The sequence below is a fragment of the Ignavibacteriota bacterium genome (assembly GCA_019637995.1).
In the GTDB taxonomy this organism is placed as follows: domain Bacteria; phylum Bacteroidota; class Ignavibacteria; order Kapaibacteriales; family UBA2268; genus JANJTB01.
Window position 1 is genome coordinate 88,651 of the sequence record JAHBUQ010000004.1, and the last position, 23,064, is coordinate 111,714.

13 protein-coding genes are annotated in these 23,064 nt (G+C 35.1%); 7 read left to right on the top strand and 6 right to left on the bottom strand.

What is annotated here, in order from left to right; genetic code table 11:
• Positions 1–154: 154 nt before the first annotated feature.
• Entirely contained in the window at positions 155–4,723 is a 4,569-nt protein-coding gene (locus KF896_14685; GenBank protein MBX3044955.1) for a hypothetical protein, read from the top strand.
• 40 nt (positions 4,724–4,763) lie between these two features.
• Here KF896_14685 and flhA read toward each other — a convergent pair whose 3' ends face one another.
• Positions 4,764–6,887, bottom strand: a complete 2,124-nt coding sequence (flhA, locus tag KF896_14690; GenBank protein ID MBX3044956.1) for a flagellar biosynthesis protein FlhA — start codon at positions 6,885–6,887, stop codon at positions 4,764–4,766.
• A 318-nt stretch (positions 6,888–7,205) separates the two neighbouring features.
• Here flhA and KF896_14695 point away from each other — a divergent pair, with 318 nt between their 5' ends.
• The 4 genes from KF896_14695 to KF896_14710 all read left to right on the top strand — a co-directional run bounded on the left by KF896_14695 (position 7,206) and on the right by KF896_14710 (position 13,153).
• Complete coding sequence (locus KF896_14695; GenBank protein MBX3044957.1) at positions 7,206–8,630, top strand: sensor histidine kinase; 1,425 nt, start codon at positions 7,206–7,208, stop codon at positions 8,628–8,630.
• A gap of 158 nt (positions 8,631–8,788) precedes the next feature.
• Positions 8,789–10,363 carry a PglZ domain-containing protein gene (locus tag KF896_14700; GenBank protein ID MBX3044958.1) on the top strand — a complete coding sequence of 525 codons (1,575 nt, stop codon included), beginning with the start codon at positions 8,789–8,791 and terminating at the stop codon, positions 10,361–10,363.
• Positions 10,364–10,795: 432 nt separating this feature from the next.
• A complete protein-coding gene (locus KF896_14705; GenBank protein ID MBX3044959.1) occupies positions 10,796–12,139 on the top strand; it encodes a hypothetical protein in 1,344 nt (447 codons plus the stop codon).
• Between the two features lie 30 nt (positions 12,140–12,169).
• The gene (locus tag KF896_14710; protein ID MBX3044960.1) at positions 12,170–13,153 is read left to right on the top strand and encodes a rhodanese-like domain-containing protein; all 984 of its coding nucleotides are present in this window, start codon (positions 12,170–12,172) and stop codon (positions 13,151–13,153) included.
• 96 nt (positions 13,154–13,249) lie between these two features.
• Here the strand turns inward: KF896_14710 and KF896_14715 are convergent, their stop codons facing one another.
• The gene (locus KF896_14715) at positions 13,250–14,440 is read right to left on the bottom strand and encodes a phosphoglycerate kinase (protein ID MBX3044961.1); all 1,191 of its coding nucleotides are present in this window, start codon (positions 14,438–14,440) and stop codon (positions 13,250–13,252) included.
• Positions 14,441–14,860: 420 nt separating this feature from the next.
• Here KF896_14715 and KF896_14720 point away from each other — a divergent pair, with 420 nt between their 5' ends.
• Positions 14,861–15,772 carry a hypothetical protein gene (locus tag KF896_14720; protein ID MBX3044962.1) on the top strand — a complete coding sequence of 304 codons (912 nt, stop codon included), beginning with the start codon at positions 14,861–14,863 and terminating at the stop codon, positions 15,770–15,772.
• A gap of 188 nt (positions 15,773–15,960) precedes the next feature.
• On the opposite strand, the gene KF896_14725 is transcribed toward KF896_14720, so the two are convergent.
• Positions 15,961–16,197, bottom strand: a complete 237-nt coding sequence (locus tag KF896_14725) for a hypothetical protein (protein ID MBX3044963.1) — start codon at positions 16,195–16,197, stop codon at positions 15,961–15,963.
• Here KF896_14725 and KF896_14730 point away from each other — a divergent pair.
• Positions 16,181–18,967 carry a T9SS type A sorting domain-containing protein gene (locus tag KF896_14730; GenBank protein MBX3044964.1) on the top strand — a complete coding sequence of 929 codons (2,787 nt, stop codon included), beginning with the start codon at positions 16,181–16,183 and terminating at the stop codon, positions 18,965–18,967. The two genes, KF896_14725 and KF896_14730, sit on opposite strands and share 17 nt — an antisense overlap.
• 148 nt (positions 18,968–19,115) lie before the next feature.
• Here KF896_14730 and KF896_14735 read toward each other — a convergent pair whose 3' ends face one another.
• The 3 genes from KF896_14735 to KF896_14745 all read right to left on the bottom strand — a co-directional run bounded on the left by KF896_14735 (position 19,116) and on the right by KF896_14745 (position 22,975).
• Positions 19,116–20,270 carry a homogentisate 1,2-dioxygenase gene (locus tag KF896_14735; protein ID MBX3044965.1) on the bottom strand — a complete coding sequence of 385 codons (1,155 nt, stop codon included), beginning with the start codon at positions 20,268–20,270 and terminating at the stop codon, positions 19,116–19,118.
• 115 nt (positions 20,271–20,385) lie between these two features.
• Positions 20,386–21,570 (bottom strand): L,D-transpeptidase, encoded by a 1,185-nt coding sequence (locus tag KF896_14740; protein MBX3044966.1) that lies wholly within the window; start codon positions 21,568–21,570, stop codon positions 20,386–20,388.
• Positions 21,551–22,975 carry an MFS transporter gene (locus KF896_14745; protein ID MBX3044967.1) on the bottom strand — a complete coding sequence of 475 codons (1,425 nt, stop codon included), beginning with the start codon at positions 22,973–22,975 and terminating at the stop codon, positions 21,551–21,553. Before KF896_14745 ends, KF896_14740 begins: the two co-directional genes overlap by 20 nt.
• Positions 22,976–23,064 lie beyond the last annotated feature (89 nt).

The window sequence follows — 23,064 nt, forward strand, 5'->3', positions numbered from 1 at the left end:
TTTTATAACTACAAAAATAGCAAAATATTGCTTCATGTTAAACAAATGAATTGCACATTTCAGATTAAATTCAAATCATTATCATAAAATTGCGTCTTTCATATTTCATAGGCATATTTTTTAATAATTTAATGCAGTATTATTTTTAATATACATGACAGAAGAAAGCAGCACAAAAAACAAGTCAGAGAAGAAATCTTTCGGGAAAAGAATCCTGAGAGTTTTACTGTATTTGATTTTTCTATTTACTTTTGTCAGTATAATCCTAATTGTTTTGTCTCAATTTCGGTTTTTTAGAAATTTTGTAATTTCGAATGTACTGAATTTTGTGAATAAAGAGCTTGTAGCAGATATCGAAATTGATGATATTTCTTTATGGAATCCGTCAGGTATTAAGCTTTATGGAGTTAGACTTATAACCGCAGGTGATACTCTCGCAAATGTTCCTGTTCTGACTGTCAACATAAATTATGAGCCGCTTCTGGAAAATAAAATTATTGTCAACAGACTTATTTTAGACAAGCCCAAGATCAGAATTCTCAGAAGTATGCAGGACAGTATATGGAATTATGATAAAATAGCATTTCCAAGTACAGATACAACTGAAACAGAGACTACAAATCTATTTATTAAAGCAAAGCATATTGAATTTAAAAATGCTGAATTTATATATTATGATTCAACTCAAACATTTATAAATTTTGAAACAATGGATTACAGTCATATTTTGCTTAATGAATTTGATTTGGTCTTGTCAGCAGAAGTAAATTTAAGTAAAAACGAATTTTACACTCATATCAGGAAATTAAGAGGCAAGGAAATACATTCGGAGTTGGATATTAAGCAGTTTTCAGGAAAATTCAATGTAAGTCCGGAAGTAATTTATGCTAAAGATTTAAGTACAAAATTAAATGATTCTGAATTTGATATTAATGTACAAATGACAAGTTTTGATGTCTTCGGTGAAGAGAAACCTGACCTGAACAAAGCATATTTTGAAGCTTCAATTAAAGGTTACAATATTGGCGACAAAGAAATTTATAAGTTTGCTGTAATACCGATAAGTTTCGGTACAAAATCAGATATTTATATTGATGCCGAAGGAACTCTTAACGATTTGGACGTCAATCGTCTTAGATTAGTTACCGGAAAATCGGATGTAAAGATTTCCGGTAATTTACAAAATTTACTTGATATTGACTTCTTTGAATATGAATTATCTTTGGATAATTCGGAATTCACAAGAAGCGACATAATCAATACTTTGAAAAGTTTGGATTTGTCGGGTATTCCCGACTATAACTTTGCAACAGCAAAAAGGCTTTATGTTCATGGCTTTCTTGACAGCGTTTATATAGACTTGGACCTGAAGACAGGAATAGGAGATTTGAGCGGAAAAGCCGGAATTAATTACGGCAGGGAACCTATGCGCTATTTTGCCAATGTGAGTATAAAGTCCTTAAATCCTGCAAAATTAGCTAAGAATAATTCATTGAATGGAAAAATTAATGGAAAGATTAATTTTAAAGGCTCAGGAATAGATTTAAACAGTTTGAATTCTTTTTTGGTTGCTGATTTGTATGATTCTGAGATGTTTGATATAAAATTCAAAAATGTGAATTTAGATTTGAATACAGCACACAGTAATTTTGTAGTAAATTCATTAAAAATCAATTTCCCTGATAAAAAGTATGTTGGAGACAGCGAGACAAGTACTGATGAAAATTTAAGTTTATCAGGAAGTTTAAACTTATCAGATATTGATTATCCTGAATATATTTTAAATTTGAAATTGAGTGAAATTAATCTTAAAAAAATTCTACACCAGAATACTTTTCCTGATTATGTCAGTGCAGATATTGATATTGATATGAAAGGATTTGAAATTGATAATATTGCAGGAAAAATAAATGCAGATTTTGAGGCATTAGAATTTGATGACCGTGCATTTTTACCTTTCAATTTAGCATCAGATTTAGATAATCTGGATAGCAACAATCGGAAAATCAACATAACATCCGACTTTTTTAATCTTTACATATCAGGAAAATACCAATTATCCTCGCTTATTGATAATATTGCTTTGCAGGGTATTTATTTAGCTGATTTTATTGTCGAAAAAGTTGAATCATTCAATCCACAAAAACTACTTTTATCAGATACATTGAAAATTGTAAAAGAGTATAAAAAAATCACTGAATATCCTCAAATTGATGCTATAATCAAATTTGATTTCAATGATATATCGCCAATAAATCTTTTCCTTGATTCCATGAGTATTTACAGTGGTATAAAGATGGATTTGCGATATATCTCCGAATCAGAAATGAGCTCGATATTTATTGATACACTTAAAATTGGTTTTACTGATATTCAAACTCCTGATTTAAAAATTAGAACTGATGATTTATCCTTTAAAGGCAGACTTATAAGTAATCTCAATGACTCATTAACAAAATTGGAAAATTTCGTTTTGAATCTGGATACCACATCATCACTAAAAATTAACGATCTGGAGTTATCTAATACATACTCCGCAATAGTTTTCGATGGAACCACAGCGCAATTTAAAATCGGTTCTGTACTAAATTCTACTATTGCTATTCGCTCTGAAGGCAGCGTTGAAATAGGATTTTCCGATTTGATACTCAAAGCAGATACATTAGAAATTGGTTATAATAATCTACTTAATTGGCAACTAACAGACCAAATGCTGATTAGTTCTTCGCCAAATACAATCGAAATTATGCAAATGAACCTAAATCGCTCAGATGGTGAAAGAATTTCGTTGAGTGGAGCAATTCGTGATGACATAGCTGAGAATATTAATCTGCTTATAACGAATGTACCTGTTACCGATTTTTTGATACTTGTTGATGAAGATACGCGCAAGAAATATTCAAACACAAGATTTAATTTGGATTCACTTAGAATAAGAGTTAACGGCGACCTCAACGAACCAAGAATTATCACTGCTATTCATGCTGATAGCGTAATATTCAGTAATTACAGATTGGGAACTCTCAATAGTCGTTTAATTCACAACAAAACTTACAGTCATGGTTTTGTAGAAATAAAATCTCCTGCATTAGATAATCAAAAAATAATCGGCATTGATATTAACTATTTGCCACTATATCTTGGGTTAAACCCTGATTTACAGAGATTTGACCCTGACAAACAATTTGACATCCGATTAAAAACAAGTAATATGCCTCTTGAAATAATTGCACCGTTTGCAACCGGCACAAAGGATATGACCGGCTTTTTAGAAGCAAATCTGGTAGTTGAAGGCAATATTTCTGAGGGGATTACTTACTCAGGTTCGGCTAAATCGAATAATGCAAGATTCAATCTGGAAAATACTAATATCAATTATCTCGCCGAAATTGAAGTTGACTTCAATAAAGATAAGATAAATCTGACTAAAATTAATCTCAGAAATATTCCGGAAGATTCAAAATTTGGAAGAATAGGACGTGCAAGTGCAAGCGGATTCATTGAAAAGTCTGGGTTTGAAGTCGGAATGATAGACATAAGTATGCAAGCTGACAGATTACTTGTAATGAGCGATGCAACTATGATACCGATGCCTGATTTATATGGTGATTTTATTGTCTCTACAGACGCAAATCCACTTAGATTTTATGGTACATTAGATAAACCTAATCTTGAAGGTGATGCCAATATTATTTATGCACATTTAAAAATGCCTCTTGAGCAAAAGCGGCAGGCTGTAAGAACATATTTCACTTATCAGACTATCGGGGATAATGTAAGACTTCAATCAACAACAATGCGTGATACAGTAAGCACCGATAGAAATATTGATGATAAATTAGCTCCAAGTATAGCAGATTTAATTAATTATAATCTTACAGCAAAGATTTCGGGACAGTTTATAGTAGAAATGGATATGGATTTGATTGGCTCGATGTATGCTGTAATTGGTACACCCGACAGGTCTCAGGCATTAAGATATGTTAAAAACAGAGACCAGCAGGAGGCACAGTTATTTGGCGAAGTTGTCGTTAGAGATCAATCAACAATTAAATCGTGGAAACAATTTGCGACTTCCGGTACAATTAATTTTCCAACAGGCAGTATTGAGAATCCTTATTTAAACTTGACTGCTTCTTACTCCGGCACCATGGCGGAAAATGATCTGAGAAAGCAATTTCTTGTGAGAATGACAATTAAAGGTTATAAGGATAATCCAACTATCAATTTTACATATTTCATTGATGGAGTAGAAGCGACCGGATCTTCAGATCAAATAAATGAAGACGCATTGTATTTGCTTGTTATGGGCAGAACAAAAACCGGAAACACTGTTGGGGGCAATAATATTCTAAATGAAGGTTTTGCTTCAGGAGTTTCAAATTTTGCGACGAAAGCATTATCTGAGTTACTGATGAATACAGGGGTTATAAATAGTGCCGAATTTGATTTTCAAGGTGGCTCGATGAATTTAGGAGAGGCAACATTAAGGCTTTCAGGACAGCTTTATGGTGGCATAAGCTGGACTGTAGGTGGTACTGTTGCTGATTTATCGAGTAACAATCAAATCACAATTGATATTCCTGCTTCGGAATTTTCTACAAATCCGTTCTGGTCTAATTTCGTCCTTCAGCTATCAAAAGCCTCAACAAATAATGTTTTGGCTAATTCTCAGGATGCCAAGAATTGGGAAGTCAAAATAAAACTAGGTAGTAGCTGGTAGTGAATGATTTTGACAATATCAAAAAAAATCAAAATTTCCGCTATACTCTTAATGAACTTAGAATTTCAATATCTGTTTCTGCAGGAAGTTCTGAATAGCTGATTACGCTGACCATTGGAAAAGTTGTGTGAATCATTCTGTAAAAATATGGCCTTACCTGAGCTGAACATATCACAACCGGCAGATACCCACTCATTGTTACATCGTCAATACACGCCGATAAACTCTGATGAATACTATTAATTGTGTCCGGTGATAATCCAAGTGAAGGAACCAATGCATTTTGATTATTTGCCTGAAGCGCCTTTGTCATTGAGTCTTCAATCACTGCGTCCAGCGAAATTGCATGAATTACTCCGTTATTATCCTGATAAAGCTTCTTTATTGTTTCGGATAAATTATGTCTGACGTATTCAGTCAGAACATCTGTATTTTTTGTCACTTTATAATATTCTATTAATGATTCAAGAATTAGTGGGAGGTCTCTGATTGGAATACCTTCAGAAAGCAATCTTTGTAATATTTTTTGCAATGTTGAAATTGGCAAATTATCAGGATTAATTTCTTCAAGAAGTGCAGGATAATCATCTTTAAGGTTATCCATCAAATGCTTGACATCTTGTCTTGTGAGTAGTTTTTCAGCATTCCTTCTGAGAAGTTCTGTCAAATGTGTCGTTAAAACAGTAGGTGCTTCAACAACTGTATATCCTTTAATTTCAGCATTTTCTCTTTCAAAGTTTGAAATCCATGTTGCAGGCAGACCGAAAACCGGTTCAGTTACTTTTATTCCGGGGATATCGCCTTCAGCAGTGCCCGGATTCATAGCAAGCAGCATATTAGGATGCAAAATGTTTCTCGCAATTTCATTACTTCGTATCTTTATAATATATTCATCAGGCTCAAGCTGAAGATTGTCCCGCACTCTTACAGGTGGTAGTATAAGCCCCAAATCTGTTGCAATCTGCCGTCTGATATTTGTTATACGCTTAAATACGTCCCCTCCCTGAGTCTCATCAACCAGAGAAATAAGATTGTAGCCAAGTTCAATTTCCACAGGGTCAATTTTCAACAGTTCTTCTACAGGTTGTTCTTGCGGTTTAGTTTCCTCCTCCGTGACTTTTATTTCTTCAGCCAGCTTTTTATTATCCTGATTTTTAATGGATTGTATTCTGTAAATTCCGGCAAAACCCGTGAATGATGCTAATAATAAAAAAGGAAAAAACGGAAATCCCGGAAGAAGCCCTATGCCTACTAATGCAGCTGACGACATAAGAAGCGGCTTCGGATTGCTTCCGAACTGTTTACCGAGCTCTATATCAAGATTATCGGTAGAGGCTGACCTTGTTACTACAAGACCTGCTGCTATAGAAATTAAAAGTGAAGGAATCTGAGATACAAGCCCATCACCAATTGTTAGTATTGTATATGTAGAGGCAGCGTCAGCTACAGCCATATCACGCTGCAAAACACCTATCGCAAATCCGCCAAGAATGTTTATAGCTGTAATTATAAGTCCTGCAATTGCATCACCTTTGATAAATTTTGCTGCACCATCCATTGCTCCAAAGAAATCGGCTTCTTTGGATAAATCATCTCTTCGTTTGCGGGCAGTCTGCTCGTCTATATAGCCGGCATTCAAGTCGGCGTCAATTGACATTTGTTTGCCGGGGAGTGCATCAAGAGTAAATCTTGCAGTTACTTCGGCTATACGGCTCGAACCCTTAATTATAACTACGAAATTGATTATGACAAGAATTAAAAATATAATTATACCAACTACATAATTGCCCTTTATCACAAATTGACCGAATGCTTCTATAACCTGACCAGCTTCTGCTTCACCCAAAATCAGTCTTGTTGAGGCAACATTAAGACCTAATCTGAAAAGAGTGGTCATAAGGAGCATTGTCGGAAATGATGCTAAATCAAGAGGATTTCTGAGATAAAGGGAGACCATTATTATTAGTAATGCAACGGCTATATTAATAGTCAAAAATAAATCAAGCATAAAGCCGGGAAGCGGAATTATCAACAACCCAATTACAAGCAATACAGAGCCTGCAAGAAGTATATCTGTATTTGCGCTTATTTTCGCTCCGTAATTGTTGCGAAATTTTTGTACCGTCGGGTTATTAAACACCTCGATTTGGTTATTTTTAGCCATCTATTTATATATTTACCATAATCAATATTAATATTATGTGTTCTGCAATTTGTTTGCCAAAAGATATCAAAATAAAATCAAATAAAAATTAATTCTAAAGAATGAACCATATATTAATCTATTGTTACAAAGAATTAATGTAACTTTTTGGCTTAATTTTTGTCATTGTATATATGAAAGTGAGAAAAGTTAACTGATAATGAAAGTTGGAATATAGTTTTTTCACTATTGTTTATTCCCTTGATTTATCAATAAAAATTTCATATTTTTAAAAAATATTTTGATTCAAATTTTTATTTTTACTTGTTGCCGTTTGATATGGATAAGAAAATACAAGCTTTTTCAATAAATTTGAAACAGCTCAAAAAATATACATACTTCTACAGCCTGGCACTGACTCTTCTTGCAGTGCTTATGGTAGCGGCAAACCTATATATTCAGAACAGCCTTTCTGAGCAGCTCACAGACTCTGAAGTCGTTAATTTATCGGCACGTCAGAGAGCACTGAATCAAACTATCCTTAAAGACATTCTTCTTGTAAGATATGACCATGACCGTAGTATTAAAAATACTGTAGGAATAAGAAATAATTTCAAAGAATGGGTAAAAAACGATTCGTTATTAAGAATTGATGATGAGTTTGCATTTACTACTGACCAAAAATATAGATATAATAAAAATTTATATTTTGAACTTGAAAAATCTTATACCGAATTAAGGAAATATTATTATGATTTTCTTCAGGATATTGAAAATGACAGGCATAATGAGCCTGAAATCTATCCTGAATGGGACAAAAGAATAAATAGTCTGCTTGTTATTGAAGATAGATATGATCGGATTGTTGATGAAATCACTTACAGATATGCGACTGAAGCAAAGCAAAAAGTAGCAGGTCTTAAGAGCATCAGTGGAAATTTACTGAATATAATGCTCATCATTCTTCTAATCGAAGCGTTTTTGATATTCAAACCAATTATCAGCCAATTCTGGTACACAATTGAACAGTTTAACGAAAAATCTATAAAACTCTTCAAAGCTAACGAAGATAATACAAAGATATTCAAAGTCATTGCTCACGATTTGAAAAATCATATTGCCGCTTCGATTTCAAGTAATGATATGATAATTGAGTATTATGATAAACTCCCACCTGAAAAACTTTTCTCTCTTGTCAGCAGATTAAGAGGTAGTTTGACAAATTTGAATGACATATTGAATAATTTGCTGGCTTGGGCACTTTCGCAAAATATGGAATTGAAGCCAAGATATGATAATTTCAATATTAGAATTTTAGCAGATGAAATATTAAGCCAGGTTACTGAGCACGCTTTATCAAAACAAGTCAATTTAATAAAAAAAGTTCCCGAAACTATTATAACTGCTGATAGAAATATGATTTCTGTAATTATCAGAAATCTTTTGCTGAATGCTATTAAGTATTGTAAAATAAATAATACTGTCGAACTTGTTTTCGAAGACCATGGTACTTATTATAACCTAATGGTTTATGATAATGGTATCGGTATGACTCAAGACAAACTTACAAGACTTTTTATGACAAATGCCGAATCTACAAAAGGTACAAAAAACGAAAAGGGCACCGGACTTGGTCTCAAAATTTGTAAAGAATTCGCAGAACTTCACAAAGGTAGCATAGTTGCTGAAAGCACTCCGGGAGTTGGCACAAAAATTACTGTAAAACTCCCTAAATACAGAAAAATTCAGGTTCCGGTTGAATAACAACCCAGTCTTTTTTCATCGTAAAATATTAATCAAAAATAAATTAATACCTAAAACGATATTAACATTATTATTATCATCAAATCGGAGCAATTATTCATGTTTTTTGGTTACAATGTTTGTTTGGTTAAATATTAATTTAATATTGGAGATTATACATGGATGAGGCAAAAGGTAAAATCCTTTGGATTGATGATGAAATTGAAATGCTCAGACCCCACATAATACTTCTGAATCAGCGTGGTTATGATGTTGATTCAGCTACTAACGGCGAAGACGCTATCGAAATGGTCAGAAACCACCACTACAGTTTAATATTTTTAGATGAGACTATGGTTGGCATTACAGGGCTGGAAACACTTCCTGTACTGAAATCAATTGACCCTACAACACCTGTAGTAATGGTAACAAAAAATGAAGCTGAAAGCCTTATGGAAGATGCTTTAGGAAGTAAAATTGATGACTATCTAACAAAGCCTGTCAATCCTACTCAAATCCTGCTTGCAGTAAAAAAATTCCTTGAATCTTCCAGACTGGAAGAAGAGAAATTTACTCAGGTATATTTATCAGGATTTGCAGAATTGTCAAGAAAAATGCTTGATAATCTTAGCTGGGATGATTGGGTGGAGATATATACAAAGCTGGTTGATTGGTCTCTCGAACTTGACCGTATGCCAAATTCAGCTCTAAAGCAAACTCTTCAGGACCAGTTCCGCGATGCAAATGCTGAGTTCTCAAAATTTGTCGAAAATAATTATCGTGAATGGATTACCAAGCGATATACCGATGCTGATCCCGTTATGTCACCACATCTGCTGGATACACATTTGCAACCTCTGCTGAATGATGGCAAAAGTGTCGTAATGTTTGTTGTTGACTGTATGCGCTACGACCAATGGCTTATGATGCAGCAAATAATTTCACCTTATTATTCATTTAAGACAAATTTTTACTGTGCTATACTTCCAACTGCAACCCAATTTGCAAGAAATTCGATTTTCTCGGGGCTTTTTCCTGCTGATATAAAGAAGCATTATCCCCAATGGTGGAGCTCTGATACGAATAGTGAAGACCATAAGCTAAACGCATATGAAAAAGAGCTGATGGAAGCATGGCTTGAAAGAAGAAGAATTAAAATCAAGAATAAACCCGGTTATATAAAGATTTTTGATACTGAGTTTGGTCAGAAAATTGAGCGTGATATGCATCAGTTCAAGAATAATCAGCTTACTGCTATTGTAATTAATGCTGTGGATATGATTGCTCACTCACGTTCGGACTATGCTATTCTAAAAGAAATAGCGCCCGATGAATCTGCCTACCGTTCTCTAACTCGATCGTGGTTTCAGCATTCAAGTTTCTATGGAATGCTCAAAACACTATCACAGAATAAAGATTTGAAAGTAATCGTTACAACTGACCACGGAGCTATTCGCTGTATGCGGGGAGTTAAGGTGTTAGGAGATAGGGATACCTCAACCAATTTAAGGTATAAATTCGGCAAAAATGTAAAAGCTGATAATCGTCATGCTATACAGCTTGCAAAGCCTGAAGAATTTAGATTGCCATCTCAAGGAATTACTGTAAATAATATCATCGCCAAGGAAGATTTCTATTTTGTTTATCCAACTGATTTCCATCATTATATGAATCGCTATCGGGATAGTTTCCAGCATGGTGGAGTTTCGATGGAAGAGATGATTGTCCCATATATCGAATTGACCCCAAGATAATCTGAATATATTTATTCTATGATTTAGGCTGCAAAATATTTGTTACTACAAAATATTTAATTTGCAGCCTTTTTCATTAACATTTATATAAAACTAAATTAAAAATACGTTGATTTTATGATGTTAGTAAATATAGTAATATAAATTATTGATAATATACTCCACATTTATGATACAAAATATCAAAAATATGTTATAAAATAGATATTTTAATAACAATCGTATTGTATGATAAATTCTGTTTGTGTCGTAATAATACGTTAAAGTATTGTAAATTTTTATTAACTATCAGTTAAATATTAAATATATTTGCTTGCATATCACGAATAAAATGCTTAATTTTACATGTGTAGAAATTGTCATACTCATAAAAGTATTGAAATAATTGTTATTTGATAATAAATTTTGAACAAATTTTAAAGGGATTGAACTATGAAAAGTATCCATCTCGTAATTCTGCTCGCTGCATTTGGAGCATTGATGTTCCTTGCAAGTTGCGGAGACGACAAAAAAACAGAGCCCAGCAAGCAAAGTGTTGCTTCTTGTGAGGGCTGTCACTCAAATTATGACCACTTAAAACTGGTCGCTGACCCTTATGTTGACCCGGGTGGAGGCGGTTGCGGTGGTGATGTTCCTCATGTCGAACCTTATGATGCTGTTTATCTTGGCGGTGCAGGTTTTGAAGAATATAAGAAATCCAGCCATTATGCAATCGGTTGCGTCGGATGTCACGGTGGTGTTGATAAAACTGATGACAAAAAAGTTGCACACACAGGCAACTTCATCGCAAAGCCATCAATGATGGCACAGGAAAAATGTGGATCTTGCCATGCTGAAGAAACCAAAGGTGCTACGACTAATATTCATAACGGATTTGGTCAAATGCGTAAAGTTACACAAAGAATGGGACTTGCCGGCTCACATGAATTTAATCTATTACCTGCATCAATGCAGGAAGGTTATACAAAGAATTGTGCTACATGTCATGCTTCATGTGGCGAATGTCACGTTAATAAACCACACGCAGGTGGTGGCGGTCTTATGAATGGACATTCATTCAGCAAAAAGCCCGATATGCACAACGTTTGTATCACTTGTCACAAAACACGCGGCGGTCATGCATTTTTAGGAATAGCAGCCGGAACTAAGCCGGACGTTCACCAAACAAAAGGTTTTGATTGTATGAGCTGTCATACTAAACAGGAGCTTCATGGTGATGGTATAAAATATGATACAAGATATGAAGTTGCTCAGATGCCACAGTGTACTGATTGCCATGCCAATGTTGCTACTTCAAATACTTTCCATGCTTTGCACGGTAAAGATTTCAGTTGTCAAACTTGTCACTCGCAAACTTATAACAGTTGCGGTAGCTGCCATATTGGTGGAGAGGGTGCAAGAATTACTTCTTATCAGGATTTCAAAATTGCTGAAAATCCAATTAAAAACGTAAAACCTGACCTGAAGTGGGTACTTGTTCGCAGAGCACCATCAGGACCGGATTCATGGGAAAAATTTGGTGTTGCTCAATATACAAAATTTGATGCTCACCCAACATATAATTATACTTCTCCTCATAACATTCAGAGATGGACTGAACGCACACAGGTTGCTCAAGGAAAATCCTGTTATGATAACTGTCATATCAAAAATGAAGATGGAGTACTTAAAAATTCTAAACTCTATTTATTCGAATCGGATTTAAGAGATTGGGAAGTTCAGGCGACTAAGCCGATTACAGTTGACGGTAAATTACCTTCTAAATGGTTTAATTAATTTTTATAAATAATATTAAGGATAAAATCCATGTTAAAAAACATTAAATTCTGGGCACTCTTATTGGGTGTAATGTTCATCGTTTCTTGTTCTGATGACGACAATAAAACAACCCCTACTAAAGAAGAATCTCTGATTCTTGCTGAGTATATTGAGGCAAATGGTGACTATATTAATACTACTGCACCTGCTATGATAGATGCAAAAGATGTAAAAGCTTTGATGGCTACTCCGGGCAAAGTTCTTATTGTTGACATTAGAACAGCTGCTGACTTTGAGAAAGGTCATATCGAAGGTGCTGTAAATGTTACTATTCCTGAAGCCCTTAACTATATCAAAACTGTTAATGCAGCAAGCTTTGATAAAATCGTTGTTGCATGTTACACAGGTCAATCTGCATCTTATGTAACAAGTCTTTACAGAATTTTAGGTTACAACAATGCTGTAACTTTAAAATGGGGACATTGCTCATGGCATAAAGATTTTGACAGATGGACTCCAAGAATTGGCAATTCTAAAGCTACTATGATGGTTCAAACTGTTACAGAAAAGCCAGCCGCAGGCAAAATGCCTACTATAACTACAGGTAAATCAACCGGAAAAGACATTCTTGAAGCCCGCGCAACATCAATTATCGCAGAAGGTTATGGTCCTGCTTCAATAAGTGCGGATGACGTTTTTGCTAATTTAAACAATTTCCATATTGTTAATTATTGGCCCAATGCACAGTATTTAGACCCTGGTCATATTCCGGGTGCAATGAATTACTTGCCTAAGACAGACTTGAAAGTGATGACAAATTTAAAAACTCTTCCTACTGACAAACCAATAGTTGTTTATTGCTATACAGGTCAGACAAGTTCACATGTCGCTGCTTATTTAAGACTTCTTGGTTATGATGCAAAATCATTATCATTCGGTGCAAACGGTATGATGTATGATGCGATTAATGGAAAAGCCGGCTTCACAACTTGGAAAGAATCTTATATTGAAGGTTACGATTACGTAAAATAATAAGATTTGATTGAAATATTTTTGCATGAAAAATTTAACCCGCTTTGGAATATTCCCAAAGCGGGTTTATTTAATCTAAATAGATTAGATGACTAACTAGACTTCCAATGCCGCAACACCGGGAAGAACTTTTCCTTCGAGATATTCAAGAGAAGCACCACCACCGGTTGAAACATGGCTTACTTTTGAATCGTATTTCATCTGATTAATTGCGGCTGCCGAGTCACCACCGCCAACTATTGTCACAGCACCTTTTTCGGTAGCTTCTGCAAGAGCCTCAGCAACTGCCAAAGTACCTTTAGCAAAATTTGGCATTTCAAATACACCCATAGGACCATTCCAAACGACTGTTTTTGAATTTGAAATAAATTCCTTGTATAATCCTATAGTTTTTTCTCCTATATCCATACCAATATCTCCGGCTACAATAGAGTCTGCTTCAACTGTTTTATAGTTAGCATCATTGCTGAATTTATCAGCAATAACTACATCGCTTGGCAAAAGAAGATTTATCCCCTGAGATTTTGCATTTGCTATTACTTCTTTGGCAAGCTCTACTTTGTCGGCTTCAAGAAGAGAGTTTCCTATCTCGTATCCCATAGCTTTATAAAAAGTAAACATCATACCACCTCCGATAATAATATTATCGCATTTCTGAAGTAAACTATTGATAACATCAATTTTACCGGAAATTTTTGCTCCGCCAATAACAGCTGTAAATGGTCTGCGAGGCTCATCAACGGCATTTCCAAGGTAACGCAATTCTTTTATCATAAGATTTCCTGCATATCTTTCAGGCATAAATTTAGTAATTGCTTCTATGCTTGCATGAGCTCTGTGAGCAGCCCCGAATGCATCATTTACGTAGCAGTCACCAAGTTTTGCCAGTTTAGAAGCAAAATTAGAGTTATTTGCTTCTTCTTCATTATAAAATCTCAAATTTTCAAGGAGTACAATATCGCCGGGTTCAGCTTCATGGACTGCATTCTCAGCCGCTTCACCTATACAATCGTCGGCAAAAATGACTTTATATCCGAAATGACTGACTAAATAATCAGCTACAGGTTTGAGAGAAAATTCTGAATTCCTCTTGCCTTTAGGCCTTCCGAGGTGGGACAACAGGATAGGAATACCACCTTTATCAATGATTTCATCTATTGTTGTAAGAGATTCTACAATTCTCTTATCATCAGTAATATTACCATCATTATCAAAAGGTACATTTAAATCCACACGAAGTAATACATGCTTACCACTAAAATATGCATCATGAATTGAGTTTATCATTATGACATTCCTATAAAAAATAATTAAAATTGTCTTAATATATAAATTATAACGTTGATCTGATGTAATAAGTGGGAAAAATGGTATTATTTCAAAAATAATAATTTTCAAAAATTTTGAAGACTATAATTTCAATCTCTGCTTTTTGTAATATAATTGACTATATAAGACAATATTTTCACAATAAAACTAAATTAATTACTGTTAATCTGTTGATTTAATAACAAATTAGCAAAATATTGAATAAAAAAAGAAAATAATAAATAAATATTTTTTTTTATGTCAAAAATTAATTATATTTAGAAATATGTATTTTGTGTTAGGAAGTATTTAATTTTAGTTTTTTTTGATAGATATTTTTTCTTAACATTTAGTGTGCCAAAAATTTATTTTTTTCAATTTTATAGAGGTAAAATGGTTATGTCTAAACATTATTCACCGGTAATCTTAGTATTACTGATATTCGCGGGAATTTTGCTCAATAATTCTTTGCTCAAAGCAGATTATTGCGAGCCAAAATATTCCAATGCCGGCATTTACATGGGAATAGACTATGTTCAGATAGGTAACATGGAAAATTCTTCAGACTGGGCAAGCTCGGGATATACATATTACAGCAACAAGGTTGTAGATATGAAACCGGGAGATGAAATTGAGTTCTTTGTAGAATTCGGTTATACTTATGAAATGGAACTTGCCATTTGGGTTGACTGGAATGGAGATGACAAATTTGATACTAAAACTGAGCTTGCTTATGGCACTTATGATGGCTTATCATGGGAAGGTTACAAAGGTAGTTTTGTTGTACCAGATGATGTATCATTCGGTACAACCAGAATGAGGGTTATGACGGAATACAGCTATATGAACTATCCTTATCAGTATCCTGCTGATCCTTGTGGTACATCATATTACTATGGTGAAGCAGAAGACTATGTTGTTAATATCGCTCCCAATGCTCCTGATGCAAGCATTACAGCATTGACAAATCCTATGAACTTATTCAGAGTAGGTAATCATGACATAAATGTTACTCTCAGTAGTAATAACAAAGCACCTCTCGAATCAGTATATATTGATTGGTGGATTAATGACGTCAAGCAGGAAACCTATTTCTGGAAAGGCAAGCTTGGTGAAAACCAAACAACAAGTATTAATTTGGCAAATGTAAATCTTGATTATCCTGCAAATGGACCTTTTAATGCATTTAATATGAGATTTCAAGTAAGAAACGCTAATGACTTTGAAGTTGATGCAAATCCTGATAATGACGTATATACAGTTAATCGTACTCCGGTACTTAATGATGCAGGTGTAGTTGGTTTCTTCTGACCTCCCGAAGGATTTGGACCCGGCATTACTCAGGTAAGAGCGAGAGTCAGAAATTACACTCCTAAGCCGCTGACGAGTGTAACTGTTCATTGGAAAATTGACGGTGTTGACCAATCTCCTGTTACTTTTACAGGCATCAACATTGGCAGAGATGAAACTCAGGATTTAAATCTTGGCACTTACAATTTCTATGCTAAAACTCCATTAGGACCATTTACTGTTGATTGTTCAACAAGTAATCCAAATGGTGTAAATGATGAAGACAAAAATAATGATGAGTACAAAGGCGGTATTGGTCCGTCACTTGCAGCAGGTACATATACTATTGGCGGGGCTACGGCACACTTTGCATCACCGGGTGAAGCGGCTTCATACATTAACTCAAGTGGTATTTTTGGTGAAGGAAAAGTGACTTTCTTAATCAACTCCGGAATTTATAACGGACAGATTGTTTTAAATAGTCCACTTCCTCGCAGAAATCCTATTGAATTTAGAGGCAACTCAATGTTTGCTTCAGATGTCGTCATATCATTTGCTCCAACAGCCCAAAATAATTTTGTTATTTTATTAAATGGTATGGACAGAATTTCATTCAACAACTTGACAATTAATAACAATAGTAGCAATACAAGTAATGGAGGTATTCTTGTTAACGCTATGAGCGTTTGGGGCTTGGATTTCAATAAAGTTAATTTTAATGGCGTTGCTAATTCACCAAGATTTAACAACAACTATTCAATTATTAACATGATGAACACCAGCGATGTTAAAGTTTCTGAATGTACATTCAATAATGGCTCAGCGGGTATTTATTCATTAGTCACAAACAAAATATACCCAAATATAGAAATCAGCAAAAATGACTTCTTTAATTTCTCTTGGGTAGGTATTTACAGCCAGATTCTCGAATCTGCTTTGCCAAGTGGGGATGTTAAGTTTGCCGATAATCGTTTCATCAGTAATGCAGGTTTAGTTCCAAACTTTGGTATTCAATCATGGAACTCAACATCAATTTTGAGAAATGAGTTCTCGGGTATTACCGGCTCAGGAAATACCGGCGATGCAGTAATTTATGTAAGCCATAATACTCAAAATCCAAATGAAGCAGCTGAAATCGTTGGCAATAGAGTCAATGGTACTAATTTGAACGGTATTTTTGTAAACGGTGCAAACACATTTATTAATCAAAACTATGTCAACATAGGTCAAAGTGGCAATCTTAACATTGCAGCTATGAGAATAATTAATGCAAGTGGCGCTGCTGGTAATAACCAGATTACAGGCAGAAACTCAACCGCTTTGGATATCGCGGGTTCTCCAAATTTTGATTTTGTTTATAATTCAGTTGTTAACGAATCAAATACTTTACCGACTGCAAAATTGAATAATGCCAACAGAGTTTGGAGAAATATTTTTGCTAATAATGGTACAGGAGTTGTTTATCACGTTAATGGTATTTCGAGCTCAAATGAAAACATATTCCATACCAACGGAAATATTTTAATCAATGACAACGGTTCACAGTATGCTAACTTAAATCCTTGGCAAGCTAAGGGATTTGACAGAGAATCTGACGTTGCTCTTATTGAGTTTGAATCACTTGAAAACTTGAATATTAAATATTACTCAACTTCCCTTCTTGCCGGTTATCAGCTTTTCACGGGTGATGAAGGTTATTTAGGTCAATTGGAATTATTTGATTTTGGCAATGTTGTAAGACGTTCATATTTTGTTGGCTCTCATGAACTATTGTTAGCTATTACTATTGAACGCCAGACAGATGGTTTCGTAGATTGTGTCGGTTCAACAGATAATTATCTTACCGTATCATCTGCGATTGATTACAATGCTCCTATGACTTATCAATGGGAACTTGACGGTTCTCCAATTCACGGAGAAACTGAGCCTATCCTTTATTTTACAAATCTTCGACACAATCAAGCAGGTATTTACAAATGTTTAGTTATGGGTCCGGGAGCAACTACACCGGTTTATTCACGTGAAGTAGCTGTTTATGTAACACGTCCAACTGACATTACTACCCAGCCGCAGGATGTATTTGCATTCACAGGTGAAACAGTAGTTCTTTCTTTCGAAGCTCATGCAAACGGCAAGTCAATTGAAAATGCAATTGCTAATGATGAAGTTAAAGTCAATTGGTACAAATATGTCAGCGAAGCAAATGATATACTCTTAACAGATAATCATAAGATTGCAGGTTCAAAATCAAATTATCTTACAATCCGCAATTTCGGTACAGTTGACCAGGGTGAATATTATGCTGTAATTCAGGGACTTTGTGGCACTGTTGAAACTGACAAAGCAGAGCTTTTAGAAGCTGTTATTGATCTCAATATTACTCAGACGCCTTCAAGCACTGTAATTTGCGAAGGAAATAATGCTTCATTCATAATCGCTGCTAATACCTCTTCTAATTATGAAATTACTTATGAATGGATGAAGGATGGCACTCCGCTTCAGAATATTGCAGGTAAAGTAGATGGTGCAAATACCAATGCTCTGAATATAATGAATTGTGAAGCTGCCGATGCCGGCAATTATTCAGTGCTTGTTACACTTGTTGGTGGTGGTTTATCTGAAACAAGATTTGCAGATTTAACTGTTAATAAAGGTCCGGCTATACTTCTTCAGCCTCAAGACGCAGTTGTTGAAGCAGGTCGTCAGTTAATGCTTGATGTAGTTGCAGAAGGCAATGATGATCAGGAAGTTCTTAACTACAAGTGGTTCCACAACGGCACACTTGTTCAGGATTCGGACGATATGTATTATATAGTTGATGTGACAACTCCTGATAATGCCGGCGAGTACTATGTTGTAGTTAGCAACAATTGTGGTGATGTTACAAGCGAAACTGTTACTGTTACAATTACAACAGGAACTTCAAGCGTTGTAGAAGTATTCCAGAGCGGATACTCTCTGACTACTGCTACTCCTAATCCTGTTCAGTCAGTTGCAACTATCAGCTTTACTGTTCCAACAGAATCATTTGTTAAAATCACAATGACTGATGCAAGTGGTGCAGGTAGTATTATACTGGCTGAAGGTAACTACCAGACTGGTACTCACAACATTAATTTCAATGCTCAGGATTATAATCTTGCCAGCGGCACATACTTCTATTATTTAGAATCTAATGGTGTTCGCCTCGCTCAGAAATTAGTTGTAATCAAATAATTTGATAATTTCAAATTGACTCTAAAAAAGGCTTCCCGGTAATTCGGGAAGCCTTTTTTGATTATTGAAAATCTACAAAAAATTGCAAGTTAAAACTATCATCGAATAAGATAAGCTAACTATAAATACTCACTTCAACCTAAAAATTTTACAGCCAGCTTTTATAATAATGTTCATCATTGGAAGCCTTGACATTCATCGTAGGATTAAGCGGTTCGAATGTGTCAAGCATTAAAGCATACTCCTCAGTAAATTTAGCACCAACGCTTGCTTCTGTTTTACCGGGCTGCGGACCATGTGGTATTCCCATCGGATGCAAAGTAATTGAACCCTCACTGACACCTTTTCTGCTCATAAAATCTCCTTCAATATAATACAGCATTTCGGCGCTGTCAATATTTGAGTGGTAATAAGGTGCGGGAATTGCATTTTCGTGCCAGTCAAATGGACGCGGATTGAAGTTACAAAGAACAAAATGCTGTGTGGTATAAAGCAAATGTACAGGCGGAGGAAGATGAATCCTGCCCACTTTTGGATTATAATCCTTGATATTGAAACCAAAAGGATATAAGAATCCATCCCAACCAACAACATCAAAAGGATGTTCAGGAGCAATATATTCAAAAAGTCTTTTCCCGGCTTTTATCAAAATCCTAAACTCACCGCTTTCGTCTATTGCATCCATAAATTCGGGTATCTTAAAATCACGCTCTTCAAATGGTGCGTGCTCTTCGAGCTGTCCATACTCATTTTTGTAATGCTTTGGAATTTCATAAGCCGTATCGGATTCGACAACTACAATTTTATTATTATCCAGTGAATCGAATTGCATTTGATATATTGTTCCCTGTGGGATTACTATTTGATCGCCGGCAGTAAATGGTAATTTACCATAATCTGATAAAAGGACACCACTGCCATGATGAACGAAAATAAACTCGTGAGCAAAGGAATTTTTATAAAAATAATCAGGGTTTTGATTTGGTCTTGCAGCATGAACAACGCAATGTTTATTATGGAGATAGGCAATTCTTGAAGTAAAAAAATCACCGGCTTTTTCGAGTTTATCAGTAAAAAAGTGAAAGTGCATCAGTGGTGCTTCTTCCCATTCCCTATAGTCAATCTGAGGAAGTTCCTGCATTCTCAGAGTGCGTGTAGGCATGTGAATATGATACTTATTAGAATATACTCCCGAAAACCCTTTAGAGCTGACCAGCTCTTCCTTGTAAAGAGTTCCATCCGGCTTATACATGGTTGTATGTTTCTTCTTCGGCAATTGTCCAAGTTTATGATAAAATGGCATAAAATTTTCCTTAATTAACAATTTTTTTTATTTCAACGAAATTTAGTTAAATTTGTTGTTGAAATGAATTAAATATGAAGTAAAGGCAAGTTTAGATAAGAAAAAAAATAATTTACTACCTAGGTTCACCTTCAAGTTCCTCGAGATTCTTTTTGATTTGTTCGTCATCCAATGGGTTTGATGTCTGGTTTATTGCTTCTTCAGACTTCTTTTGCTCAATTGCTTGTGCTTTTCGAGCGGCTTTCTTCCTTCTCTCTTCGTTAAAGTCCACCGATTCGGTTATTCTAACCCCTTCTCTGATAATTCCTCTAGCTCTGAGCGTGTCTTCGGCAGTAAGGTATTTTTGTCTGTTTGGTAAAATCCCACGTGTTGATTTAGGTATTTGACTTATAGGAATCAGTGCTTCTTCAAATTCCATTGGATTTTCAGGCAATTTGAGAATTGTGTCTTTATTCGAACGTAATGCCACCCAAGGTCCGGTTCGGGGTCTGCGGAAATCAAAATGATCAATGATTAATACAGGAGTACCCGAAAGATGTATCGCCACACGATTAGAATCATACTTGGCGCCCTGACCCCAGTCATAAAGCCATTTTGCATCATCCATAAACTGCCTTAAGCACGAGTGTGAAGCAGGATATCCTGGCATTTCAAATTTATGAAATGCACTGCCGGCAAATCTGTGTATATTCCAAGTATAAGGCATTTTCCATGTACTGTCAAGTGATGATAGTCTTAGCTCCTGCTTCCATACCATTGCATATCTGCCTGGATAAGTCTGTGTTTTTTCTTTACCTGTATTCGTTGCAGCAAAACGTACCTGTTTACCAAATTCATAACAAGCATAAGCCTGATAAGCGTTGGATACGATGACTAATTTTTCTATATCTTTAGCCTCCGGATATATCAATGGAAAAACTGAATAAGCCACTATATCATTTATGATAGAGTCAGCCACAAGAACAGTATCACCAATTTTCAAGTATCTTCTTTCTTTTCTGTTGAGTAAGCAGAACATCTTGTTTAGTCCCGGATTTTCCTTCAATTCCGGGAATGCATTACGAATGGAGTCCAGATGCTGTTTATCTCTGATAACTAAATAGTTATAATTAATCTTTGGGAAAGTATCCACTTTGAGAAGTATAGCTAATTTTTCATCAGTCGGGTCTGAAAAATATTCGGCACTTGATGAGTCCTGTCCTGTGTCAGGCTTCTTCAATTCATTACTATTATCACATGATGATAAAATAAAAAATAGCAACGCAGCTAAAATTAAATACTTATTTGATATTGCTCGCATCTCTTGCACCGATAAATTTTTGATATAGTAAAAGTCCAATGATACACATAACTCCGATTCCACTGAAAACAAGCCATAATTCTGAAGTATAAGCATATTGAACAACTTCGGATTTTGTAATCCCAACAGAATCGGCAATTTTAAGTGCTTCAGCTATAACTACACCGTCCGGCAGAACTGCATTCAAATTACGCTCAGAAATTGCATTGCGAATAAAGGCTATCATCGGATTATCGATGAACTTGACATATAACCATGCACCAAGGAACCCTCCAATTAGAGAGCCGAAAAATCCATACATGAAGCCAAATCCCATATATGTTGCTTTCTTATCCGGTGGAGCTATTGTACCAAGATACGCTATAAATTTCGGATGAGCAGTCATTTCGCCAATTGAAAAGAGGAATATTCCAATTAAAAACACCCATATACTTGGGCTAATAGCAAGTATTGCCATCCCTATGGTACCGATTGAAATACCGATTATAAGAGTAGGAAGTGCTTTTGTATTTCTTACAAGTGTTGATACAAGTATTTGCAAGAGTATTATTGTGCCTGCGTTGATTACTGTAACGTGTTCAATGTCAAAACTCCAGTTCAGTCCGGTTATACTATTGACAAATGCATTTAACTCCGAGGCATCAACAAACTCTCTTACGTACCATAATACTGAATCAAACATCTGGAAATATAATATCCAGAACCATGAATAAATGAATATGAAAAGTATAAATCTCCAATCAAGGAATACCATTTTAATTTTATTAAAAATATCAAGAAGTACTTCACCAAATGAGGTATTGTCTTGCTTTTGCCTGTCGGGTTCTTTATAGAAAAATAGTGTTGGAATTACCATAAGTCCTGTTACAACACCGGCAAGAAGCAGAACATATGACCAATCAAGAGATTTCAAATATGGCACTATCAGAAGCGGAAAAATAAAAGCACCGAGATTGATAGACCAGTAGAATATTCCAAAACCAAGCGTGCTGTTACTTTCATTTGTTACTTTTGCAATTGTTCCTGAAATAATCGGCTTAAATGTGCCTGCACCAAACGCCATGATGATTAAGAACATAAACACAGGCAGGTAATCAGTTACCTGAGAAGTTAGAACATAACCCAAGCCTAAGAGTGAAAATGCCACAAGTAAAGTCTTACGGTACCCCATTCTATCGGCAATAGCTCCCGAAAGGATTGGAAGAATATATAGAAGAGGTTGAATAGTACCTTTTATCGCACCTACCTCTGTTTTGGTAAATCCAAGCATATCAGTAAGATATACGGACAAAATGCTCATTACTCCGTAATAAGCTCCGCGTTCGAAAAATTCAAATATGATAACTACCCAATACGTCAGCGGGAATTGTTTAAGACCCCCTTTTTTCTTAGCTTCTGCCGTCATATCAGCCTTAATTTTTTTTCATTAAAAAAAATGTCCGTTTTGACGGACTTATAGTTGCAATTTAATAAAAAAAATGCAATTTTCGATAA